The 10,470-nt window shown below is 40.7% G+C and carries 10 protein-coding genes; 6 read left to right on the top strand and 4 right to left on the bottom strand.

Annotated features, from left to right (window positions below; translation table 11 throughout):
- Positions 1–40: 40 nt before the first annotated feature.
- From accD to leuB, 4 genes are all read right to left on the bottom strand, one after another.
- Positions 41–991 carry an acetyl-CoA carboxylase, carboxyltransferase subunit beta gene (gene accD, locus ACM0OS_RS26725; RefSeq protein ID WP_414546204.1) on the bottom strand — a complete coding sequence of 317 codons (951 nt, stop codon included), beginning with the start codon at positions 989–991 and terminating at the stop codon, positions 41–43.
- 595 nt (positions 992–1,586) lie between these two features.
- Entirely contained in the window at positions 1,587–2,396 is an 810-nt protein-coding gene (locus tag ACM0OS_RS26720; protein WP_414546203.1) for a prepilin peptidase, read from the bottom strand.
- Positions 2,397–2,545: 149 nt separating this feature from the next.
- Positions 2,546–2,806, bottom strand: coding sequence for a hypothetical protein (locus tag ACM0OS_RS26715; RefSeq protein ID WP_414546202.1), 261 nt, complete (start codon positions 2,804–2,806; stop codon positions 2,546–2,548).
- Positions 2,807–2,898: 92 nt separating this feature from the next.
- Positions 2,899–3,984 (bottom strand): 3-isopropylmalate dehydrogenase, encoded by a 1,086-nt coding sequence (leuB, locus tag ACM0OS_RS26710; RefSeq protein ID WP_414546201.1) that lies wholly within the window; start codon positions 3,982–3,984, stop codon positions 2,899–2,901.
- A 227-nt stretch (positions 3,985–4,211) separates the two neighbouring features.
- Between leuB and ACM0OS_RS26705 the strand changes: the two genes are divergently transcribed.
- The 6 genes from ACM0OS_RS26705 (at position 4,212) to ACM0OS_RS26680 (ending at position 10,327) form a co-directional block, all read left to right on the top strand.
- Positions 4,212–5,162, top strand: coding sequence for an ABC transporter ATP-binding protein (locus tag ACM0OS_RS26705; RefSeq protein ID WP_414546200.1), 951 nt, complete (start codon positions 4,212–4,214; stop codon positions 5,160–5,162).
- Positions 5,163–5,204: 42 nt separating this feature from the next.
- The gene (locus ACM0OS_RS26700) at positions 5,205–6,170 is read left to right on the top strand and encodes a hypothetical protein (protein WP_414546199.1); all 966 of its coding nucleotides are present in this window, start codon (positions 5,205–5,207) and stop codon (positions 6,168–6,170) included.
- Between the two features lie 64 nt (positions 6,171–6,234).
- Positions 6,235–7,947, top strand: coding sequence for a hypothetical protein (locus tag ACM0OS_RS26695; protein WP_414546198.1), 1,713 nt, complete (start codon positions 6,235–6,237; stop codon positions 7,945–7,947).
- 64 nt (positions 7,948–8,011) lie between these two features.
- A complete protein-coding gene (locus ACM0OS_RS26690; protein WP_414546197.1) occupies positions 8,012–8,767 on the top strand; it encodes an ATP-binding cassette domain-containing protein in 756 nt (251 codons plus the stop codon).
- Positions 8,764–9,393, top strand: coding sequence for an ABC transporter permease (locus ACM0OS_RS26685; protein ID WP_414546196.1), 630 nt, complete (start codon positions 8,764–8,766; stop codon positions 9,391–9,393). The genes ACM0OS_RS26690 and ACM0OS_RS26685 overlap by 4 nt, the downstream gene beginning before the upstream one ends.
- Positions 9,394–9,424: 31 nt before the next feature.
- Complete coding sequence (locus ACM0OS_RS26680; RefSeq protein ID WP_414546195.1) at positions 9,425–10,327, top strand: glycine betaine ABC transporter substrate-binding protein; 903 nt, start codon at positions 9,425–9,427, stop codon at positions 10,325–10,327.
- Positions 10,328–10,470 lie beyond the last annotated feature (143 nt).

Here is a 10,470-nt window from a genome sequence, read left to right as displayed (position 1 = left end):
CCCTTGCCCCCTGCCCCCCTGCCTCTTTCCCCTGCCTCTTTTATTCAGCCGCCGTAGGACTTAAACTCATTGTTTCCCACAGTACCATCGGATGTGTAGTGGGAATTGGTTGGTGCAAAGCAATTAGCTGGGCTAAGGTTTTCTTTAATTGGGTACGGGATACGATGTCATCCACAAAGCCATGCTTTAGCAAATCTTCTGCGGTTTGAAAATCTTCTGGGAGCTTTTCTCGGAGGGTTTGCTCAATTACTCGCCGACCAGCAAAACCAATGGTTGCTTTGGGTTCGGCAATGATAATATCTCCCAACATGGCAAAGCTAGCAGTAACACCGCCTGTGGTGGGATTGGTCAAAATAGGAATGTAGAGTAATTTGGCTTGGCGATGGCGTTCTAAAGCTGCGGAGATTTTGGCCATCTGCATCAGGGACAGCATACCTTCTTGCATCCTGGCTCCACCAGAGGTACAGATGATGACTACAGGATATCGTCGCTGAGTTGCTTGCTCAATCAAGCGGGTAAGTTTTTCACCGACGACTGAACCCATACTACCGCCCATAAAGCGGAAGTCCATCACACCCAAGGCCATGGGTAAGCCGTTGATTTCACCTAAACCGGTTTTTACTGCGTCTACTAAACCCAGTTTTTCTTCCATTTCCCGCAAGCGATCGCTGTAGAGTTTGCGATCACGAAATTGTAGGGGATCTGTGGGGCGCAAATGCTCGTCTATTGGTCGCCAAGTATTGTTATCTATCAACTGGCGGATGCGCTCATCGCTATCCACTCGATTATGATGTCCACATTCAACGCAGACCATTTGATTAGCCCGCAGGTCTTTTGTATAGCTTAATACACCACATTTAGGACATTTGTGCCATAGCCCATCAGCAATTTCACGTTCTTGACGTTCCAAATTGGTAGACCCTGATTTCCGTCGATTTGCAAACCAATCTAACAGAGACTTTAAACCACGTGATTCTTCGTTGTTCGCCATTTTTATCTTTTTTTTAAGTGGGTATGAGGTTGAAAACATATCAAGCCACTATTGGGATGCCTAGATGAAAAAGTCCTAAGTCCAGAACAATTAATTGTGACTCTTGACCTAACGCTTTCAAAGTCTCCAGATTTGCTCTTGTACAGACGCACATAACACCCCAATTTTAGCTTTTGATTCTTGACTACATTTCAAATTACGCTTGTTAGCAATCCAGACCTTATTTTGTATCTTTGGTTGCCAGCTTAACGAAAATGCTCATACCAACACAAGTCTCTTGCAAGCTTGAGTTTTGTAAATGTATTAGCAAAGTCAAGATCATTTAGATATATCAATCCCCAATCAAGAGGCCCTTTCCCAAACCCTAAGGAAGTGTGCTTGCCAACAGTGACTCTTTATCAAGAGGGTGACACAAGTCACAAGCTGATATTACCAAAGACTTAAGAGGGGTTGGGGTAATGACGGTTACAAACATGGGGACACTTCTCTGTGAGAGGCTACGCCCTAAGCGTATCTATGTGCATCGCTGGGGACTAGGAACTGGGTAGGTTTTCTTCCTCATGCCCTTCATCTCCTTCATCCTCTCTACTTCTGTTTAAAAAAACAACCCCATATAGGCAGATAAAATCGCTTCGCCAGTGAATAGGGTGATGACTGACCCTAAAGCGAGAAACGGGCCAAAGGGGATTTTTTGACTGCTTTTTTGGCGCGATCGCCATATGACACCGCCACCAATTAATACGCCCACAGCACAAGCAATAAAACTCGCTAACAGCAAGTATCGCCAACCTAACCAAGCGCCCATCATGGCTGCTAGTTTGGCATCGCCGGCACCCATTGCGGTTTTACCTAAGGCGATGGAACCAATATGAGCGATGGCATCAAATAGCCATAAGCCTAATACTGCGCCCACTATTGCCATCATCAGGTGATTGATTAATCCCACCCAACTAGCTTGGATAAAACCAAGAGCCATTTGAAAGATGATCCCTAAGACCAAACCCGATTGCGTCAGTGAATTAGGCAGGGTCATGGTATCCAAATCAATTAGCGATAAGGCTAATAACCAACTGCAAAATGCCCAATAGCCTATAGTAATAATTGAAACTTGAAATACCGTAAATACCAGCAAAAAAATTATGCCCGTTATCGCTTCTACCACTGGATAACGGACAGAAATCTGGCTTTTGCAATAGCGGCATCGCCCTCTCAAGCATATCCATCCCAGCACAGGCACATTGTCGTTAGCTTTTAGCTGGTTTAAGCAATGGGGACAGCGAGAAGGCGGCCACAAAATAGATAATTTAGCGGGTAACCGATAAACTACAACATTAATAAAGCTACCAATAGATGCACCCAGCGCGAAGACCATGATACTCGCCGGGACGACCATCACAATGTCCATATAATCCTTGTGTCATTTGTTCTGTGTCATTTGTCGTTGATTTTTTGTTCTTTGTCGAGAGTAAATCAATCAACTAATGACCAATGACTTACCCTAAGCGTAGCTGAAGGTACAATGATTTACCCTGAGCGCAGCCGAAGGGCCAATGACTAATACATATGCGATTCAATTTGATTCAACGGGACAAAACATTCTTGCGGTAAAAGAACCGGTTGGTCAGTAAAAATCACTTTACCTCGATGATTCACGCGATTAATTGCTACTCCTGAAGGCTGTCCAGCTATTTCAGGATGTACTTCACAGTGGGTATAGTAGATCTGCCCGGCTGCTCTGATTACGGCTGGATCAATCAAAGGAGACTGGTTTTTGGGGGCAGTGAATTTTGTTTGTTCTTGTCGTAATGCGTACACTATCGACTGCTGTATAATTGCTAGATTTGTCCTTAGTCTATCCGAAACTTTTAGCAAAGACTGCCAAATTGCCAGATTTAGGCGAAAAATTATTATTTTTCCAAAGCTTTGATGAGCGAGTCTCCCATAGCGCGACAACCTAAAAGATTCATGTTAGTAGACATAATATCGCCTGTGCGATCGCCTTGGGCTAAAACTTGTAATACAGCTTGTTCGATTTTGTCAGCTGCTTGGGGTTGGTCTAAACCGTAGCGTAACATCATCGCTGCACTTAAAACCTGAGCTAAAGGATTGGCTTTATCTTGTCCGGCGATATCTGGGGCGGAACCGTGGACGGGTTCAAATACACCAGGCCCAGAAGCGCCTAAACTAGCTGAGGGTAACATCCCAATGCTACCTGTGAGCATAGCCGCCGCATCAGAGAGGATATCACCAAATAAATTGCCAGTGACAATGGTATCGAACTGTTTGGGAGCGCGGACTAGTTGCATCGCCGCATTATCTACATATAGATGGGATAGTTCCACATCGGGGTATTCTTTGGCCAATTGAGTCATGCGATCGCGCCACAATTGAGATACATCTAATACATTGGCCTTATCCACCGAACATAGTTTCCCGCCGCGTTTCCGTGCTGCTTCAAAAGCTACTCTACCAATGCGGTCAATTTCCGATTCAGTATAAACCATTGTATTCACACCGCGTTTTTCTCCGGTGTCGGTGGTAAAAATCCCCTTGGGTTTACCAAAATAAATGCCACCAGTGAGTTCACGCACCACCATAATATCTACGCCTTCCACAACTTCCCGCTTTAAAGTAGAAGCATCAATTAATTGGGGCAAAATTTGGGCTGGACGTAAATTGGCAAATAAACCCAAACCCGCACGTAAACCCAACAAACCTGCTTCGGGGCGGGAATGAGATGGTAGAGAATCCCACTTATAACCACCAATAGCTGCCAGTAAGACAGCATCACTATTGCGGCAAGTATCTAGGGTAATATCTGGCAAAGGTTCACCTGTAGCGTCAATGGCTGCACCACCGATGAGAGCTTCTGGAAATGCAAACTCTATATCAAATTGCTTCCCTACGACTTTCAGCACATCTACCGCCACTGCCATAATTTCAGGGCCAATGCCGTCGCCAGGGAGTAAGGTAATGCGGTAGTTCTGAGTCATAGTTGGTTTTTACTAGGTAAATGCTTGCAGATTAAATATCATACCCAGCAAACTGCACCTATGGAGCTTTCAATTTATTTAGCTGAAACAGCAAGAAGCCCCACGCCCCGCCTAAGTTCTTACTTTTGAGTACAAAGAGGTATCAGTTACCATTTCCGAAACGAGGCTGACAACAGTTGCATCCAGAAGCTAGGTTAGTGTGTAATTAACAACCACCCCTAGCAGGTATGGTAAAAGAATTAGCAATTTCTACCCGTGGACTCACAAAGCAGTTTGAGCGTCATGTTGCTGTTAATGACGTTGATTTAGAGATTCAACAGGGTGAAGTATACGGTTTGATTGGGCCTAATGGCGCAGGTAAAACGACTCTCATTCGCATGTTGGCGGCGGCTGAAGAACCAACTACGGGTGAGATTTATATTAATGGCGATCGCCTGCGTCGTGACAAGAGTAACCCCACTCTCAAACGTCGTCTAGGCTACTTACCCGATGATTATCCACTGTATGAGGAGTTGACAGTATGGGACTACCTGGATTATTTTGCTCGTCTGTATCGTTTGCGAGAACCGCGCCGCACTCAACGTCTACATGAAGTTTTAGAACTGATTCAACTGGGTAATAAACGTCACAGTCTGATTTCTACCCTGTCACGGGGGATGAAGCAGCGCTTGAGTTTAGCGCGGACTATTATCCATGAACCAATTTTACTGTTATTAGATGAACCTGTTTCTGGACTTGACCCCATCGCCAGGATGCAATTCCGCGAAATTATCAAGGCGTTGCAAGAAGCCGGAATGACAATATTAATTTCCTCCCACGTCCTCAGTGACTTAGCAGAACTATGTACATCTGTGGGGATTATGGAACTTGGTTTCCTGGTGGAAAGTGCTTCACTCAAACAACTTTATCAGCGTCTTGCTCGGCAGCAAATTTTAGTATCTACCCTCGGTAATTTAGAAACCCTTGTAGGTGAACTGAAACATCAACCTTTGGTTGAAGAGTTACAGGTAATTTCCGGGAAAAATAGTGTGCGTTTGAACTTTTCTGGCAAAGAAGAAGACAGTGCTGAATTGTTGCGATCGCTCATTTATTCTGGCATTCCCATAACTGATTTTTACTGTACTCAAGAAGATTTAGAAACTATTTTCTTGAAGTTAGGACACAAACAGGCATCTTGATTAGTCAATAATTAAACTCCCTATCATTGGATTTTTTTGAGCATGACACTAAATTTGATAGATAAAATCGGTGATTATAATCCGCAATTATTTCGGGAAATCAAAGGTTCATGGAAAACTTTCAATGTGGTAATTGCTTTGGCAATATCATTAATTAGTCAAGCAGGAGTGGTTTTATATCAATTTGGTGATTTCCCTAATGAAACATACTCAATTCATAAACCTTTTTGCAATCTTACTACGGCAGAAAGGTTTAATTTTGAGCAAAATTCTTTATCGTCTGCATACTGCCCTCTCGAAAACATAGATATGCAAGGATGGTGGCAAAACTGCTGGGAAAATATATTTATGGCACTTAGTGTCATGTTTATATTTACACTTTTAGTTCCTGGAACTTATTTGCTAATTAACAATTTAGCTCAAGAAGAAAGTCGTGGTACTTTCAATAATTTTTCTAGTAGTCAGACTGCAAGAAATAAATCTTGGTGGCATGATTTTATCTGGGGTGAAAAAAGTCCATCCCTAGTAGCAATCATGATTAATTTGCTGATAGTAACTACTCCGTTGGTGATTTGGATTCTTTTGGCACCTGTTTTAAATATCCATCATAACGACAGTATAGACTGGGTAAACAGTTTTGGCAGAATCAAGGCGATTTTAGCTGTGGTCTTTTTTATTAGCTTAATGATGATTTATGCTACTTTAGCTCAAATAATATTATTAATGAAAAACCCCAAACCTTCTTTCTGGGCAATTGGTATTGTCGGTGCAGCAATGTTCTTTCCACCAATCATTTTAGGAACTTTGGGCATTACACACGATGAAAATTCTCTTATATGGCTATTTAGTACATTTCCTTGGGCTGGAATGAAAAATTCAGCTATCTCATCAATTTTTATGGCACTCTTAGCTGAGTTTTCTATCTTAGCTTTGTTAAATATACGCTTGATAAAACAAGTTAAATTAGCAGGAGAATCTGCTACGAAAGCATTACTGACAGGACGTTAAATAATTTGATGTCATCGATAGTTACGCTTCATTAATAACTCATACTTTTAGAGGGTTGTAAATTATGAAATCTCACTGGCTAAATCAACTAGGCGACTGGAATCCTCAATTGTTACGGGAAATTAAAGGACGTCTAAAAACGCGTAACATTTTATTGGCGATGAGTCTTTCTGTACTGGGACAATTTGTACTATTAATTTATGCCCAGTCCCAACTACCTTCTAATAATGCATTATCGTATAATTACTCCCATAAATATTGCACGATTCAAGTTTTTGGGCAGCATCTCAAATGTCTAGGGGATGAATTAGGAAATATCATTATCAACTGGCAATTGTGGTATTTAGATGTATTTACCTGGCTCAGTATTATTGGTTTTTTTGCTTTTTTAGTTGGAGGAACATATTTATTAATCAGTGATTTATCCACTGAAGAACGGCGTGATACGCTCAATTTTATTCGCCTAAGTCCCCAATCACCTCAAAGTATTTTATGGGGAAAAATGCTAGGTGTGCCTATTTTGCTGTATGTGGTTGTCTTGTTGGCAATTCCTTTACATTTGTGGTTAGGGTTTGCAGCTAAAATTCCCTCAACTATGATTTTCAGTTTCTATGCAATTATGTTTGCTGCTGGTTTTTTCTACTACAGTGGAGCCTTACTTTTTAGCTTAATTGGTTCCTGGTTGGGCGGTTTTCAAGCCTGGTTAGGAAGTGGTGCAGTTTTGGGATTTCTCATTTTCTCTAAAGAAGTGCTACATCGTAATGTATTATCTGACAATCCATTAGTTCTTTGGAAGTTGATTAATCCTTATTATTTAGTACCGCACTCTTCTGTTAGTTCTACATACCTATCAGATAATCCACTATTAAGTAAGTTTCATTGGTTTAGCGAACCAATAGGAATGGTATTTTTAGCTACCGTCTGCTTTACTTTATTAATTTATGCCATCGGCTCATATTTTATTTGGCAATCTTTGCAGCGTTGTTTTCGTGATTCTCATATTACTATGTTAAGTAAGCGGCAGAGTTATATACTAACTACTTGCTTTGCTATTATTACTATAGGATGCGCTAATTGGCAGGATTTAGTATTTGGTCAGTATTATAACTATGATAACTATGGTACATTGTACGAAAATATAGCTGGGCTATTATTTTTGAATTTTGCTCTATTTTTGTACTTAATTGCTGCTCTTAATCCTCATCGTCAAACGCTACAAGATTGGACACGTTATCGACATAGTTATCATTTTGAAAAATTAGGTAATAAAAGCTTAATTCAAGATTTAATTTGGGGTGAAAAAAGTCCAGGCACTTTAGCGATCGCTCTTAATGCCATTATTGCAATTACTGGCTTAAGTGGATTTATTTTAGTTTCAAAAATCGATATCAGTAATAAAATTACTGCCCTTATTTCTCTCGCTTTTTGTGGTACTTTAGCTGTCACTTATGCAGCCTTAGCCCAAATACTATTATTCATGAAAAACGAGCAGAGATTATTCTGGGCAACTGGCGGAGTGGGTGCGGTAATTGTATTACCACTATTTTTATCTATATTATTTTCCCCATCTGGAAACAATTCTTTTATCTGGCTATTTTCAATAGCTGCACCATTGAGGGTTTTATTTTTTTCAAGAAACTATAGCCTATCTTTTGATAATTACGTCATAGCATTTGTTGGTCATCTGATAATTGTGGGATTATTGGTGTTTCAACTAACGCGGATTTTGAAAAAAGCAGGTGAATCATCCACGAAAGCAATGGCTGTAAAAAATTAAGGTTTGTAGTCCTAAAGCGCCACTACGAGCCACAATAATATATAGCCAGTTTTCACTGTCAACCATGCGACAAAATAATCTCATTACCATAGAATTTCGTCATGTCACCTTTAGCCGCAACCATCGCCCTTTAGTATCAAATCTTAATTTCTCGATTCACCAGGGAGAAGCTTTAGTATTACTCGGACGTAGTGGTAGCGGTAAAACTACGACAATGAAATTAATCAATCGCCTACTTACACCCACCCAAGGCGAAGTTTTATTTAATGGTATTCCTACAACTCAATGGGATGAAATTCAACTGCGGCGCAAAATTGGCTATGTGATTCAAGAAACTGGTTTGTTTCCCCATTTTAGTGTTGAACGCAATGTGGGTTTAGTCCCGGCTTTGGAAGGTTGGCAACCTAAACAAATTAAAGCGCGGGTTTATGAATTGTTACAATTGGTAGGCTTAGATCCCCAACAGTTTGCAGGACGCTATCCCCATGAACTTTCGGGAGGACAAAAGCAACGGGTGGGTGTCGCCAGGGCTTTAGCTGCTGATCCGCCTGTATTATTAATGGATGAACCATTTGGCGCACTTGATCCCATCACCCGTTTAGAACTGCAACAAGAATTTCAGCGGTTACAACAAGAATTAGGTAAGACAGTGGTGTTTGTCACCCATGATATTCAAGAAGCCTTTGTTTTAGCTTCACGTATTGGTTTAATGTATGACGGAGAATTGGTAGTATTGGGGACAAAGGATGAATTTAAGCACGCTCAACATCCAGAAAGTTTAGCTTTTCTTGAATGTCTGCGTTCTCTAGAAAATATATGAATGACTTTTTCCTGATCAAGTATGGCCCGGAAATCCTCCAACATACCCTAGAACATTTATTCATGGTGAGTATTGCGATCGCAACTGCTACACTCATCGGTATTCCTTTAGGTATTTTAATCACCCGCAAAACTCATCTGCGTCAACCAATTCTCGGTATTGCCAATATTCTGCAAACTATCCCTAGTCTGGCTTTGTTTGGTTTACTGATTCCAGTCCCTGTAATTGGTGGTATTGGTGTTGTCCCTGCTATTGTGGCTTTAACTGTATATTCCTTTCTGCCGATAATTCGTAATACTTACACAGGTATTACAGGGGTAGACCCAGCAATTCGGGAAGCCGGCAAAGGTATGGGTATGACAGATAGACAGCTATTATTACAGGTGGAAATCCCTTTGGCAATGGGTGTGATTTTGGCAGGTGTGCGGGTAGCAACAGTCATAGCTATTGGTATTGCAACTATTGCAGCGGCTATTGGTGCTGGTGGTTTGGGAGTATTTATTTTTCGCGGAATTGCTGTGGTGAATAATCAGTTAATTTTAGCTGGGGCTGTACCGGCGGCGGTAATTGCTTTACTGGCTGATTTAGGAATTGGGTGGGTGGAGAAAAAATTGAAAATTAAATAAATCAGGGGCTAGAGACTAGAGGCTAGAAATCATGAAAAAGTTGTTGATATTATGTATTTTAACTTGTGTAATGGCGGTGGCGATCGCTAGTTGTAACTTCAAGACAAATATTACTAGTCGCGGTGATATTATTGTTGCTTCTAAAGATTTTACTGAACAAGATATTTTAGGTGAACTTTTAGCCCAACAAATCGAAGATACTACTAATTTAACAGTTGCTCGTCGTCCTCGTTTGGGTGGTACTTTTGTTTGTCATAATGCTATTCTTGCTGGACAAATTGATGCTTATATTGAATATACAGGTACGATTTTTACTTCTATTTTGAAACAAGAAGTTATTAATGACCCGCAAATAGTACATGAAAAAATACAACAAGCTTATTCCGATAAATTTAACCTAGAAGTAATGCCAAGTCTAGGTTTTGAAAATACGTTTGCAATGATTATTCGGGGTGAAGATGCTAGACGCTACAACATTCAAACCCTCTCGGAAGCTGCTAAATATACACCCCAGTGGCGCGGTGGGTTTGGTTACGAGTTTTTAGAACGAGAAGATGGTTTTCCAGGATTAGCTACAACCTACAATTTGAGTTTTGCTAGACCTCCCCAAATTATGGACTTGGGTTTGATATATCGGGCTTTGATGCAAAAACAGGTGGATATGATTGCAGGAAATTCTACAGATGGGCAAATCTCTCGTTTGGGTTTAGTAGTACTGCAAGATGACCAAAAATATTTTCCACCTTATGAAGCTGCACCAATTGTTCGGCAAGAAACTTTAACTAAATATCCCCAATTAAAAAATGCCATCAATCAACTGACTGGAAAAATTACAGCCAATGAAATGCGGCAGTTAAATTATTTAGTTGAGGGGGAGTTACAAGAGATTAAAGATGTTGTCCGCGAGTTTCGTAAATCTAAAAATATGTTTTAAAAATTAGTTTTGCTTCTTCAATATTTACTGACACAATTATTCAACCTTTTGGTTAAATAATGATTAGGGTGGAATTTTCTTACCCTACCCCTCTTCTGTCACTTTCCGAGATAAGCAAGTAGTTCAGGAGCTAAATCATCCAG

The organism is Nostoc sp. CCY0012 (assembly GCF_963920855.1).
Taxonomy (GTDB): Bacteria; Cyanobacteriota; Cyanobacteriia; order Cyanobacteriales; family Nostocaceae; genus Cyanocohniella.
This window is presented reverse-complemented; position numbering and strand designations above follow the sequence as displayed.

Coding starts and splice junctions, on each gene's coding strand:
- ACM0OS_RS26680 (WP_414546195.1), top strand. CDS start 9,425: ATGAAAAAGTTGTTGATATTATGTATTTTAACTTGTGTAATGGCGGTG.
- ACM0OS_RS26685 (WP_414546196.1), top strand. CDS start 8,764: ATGAATGACTTTTTCCTGATCAAGTATGGCCCGGAAATCCTCCAACAT.
- ACM0OS_RS26705 (WP_414546200.1), top strand. CDS start 4,212: ATGGTAAAAGAATTAGCAATTTCTACCCGTGGACTCACAAAGCAGTTT.
- ACM0OS_RS26690 (WP_414546197.1), top strand. CDS start 8,012: ATGCGACAAAATAATCTCATTACCATAGAATTTCGTCATGTCACCTTT.
- accD (WP_414546204.1), bottom strand. CDS start 991: ATGGCGAACAACGAAGAATCACGTGGTTTAAAGTCTCTGTTAGATTGG.
- ACM0OS_RS26700 (WP_414546199.1), top strand. CDS start 5,205: ATGACACTAAATTTGATAGATAAAATCGGTGATTATAATCCGCAATTA.
- ACM0OS_RS26720 (WP_414546203.1), bottom strand. CDS start 2,396: ATGGACATTGTGATGGTCGTCCCGGCGAGTATCATGGTCTTCGCGCTG.
- ACM0OS_RS26695 (WP_414546198.1), top strand. CDS start 6,235: ATGAAATCTCACTGGCTAAATCAACTAGGCGACTGGAATCCTCAATTG.
- leuB (WP_414546201.1), bottom strand. CDS start 3,984: ATGACTCAGAACTACCGCATTACCTTACTCCCTGGCGACGGCATTGGC.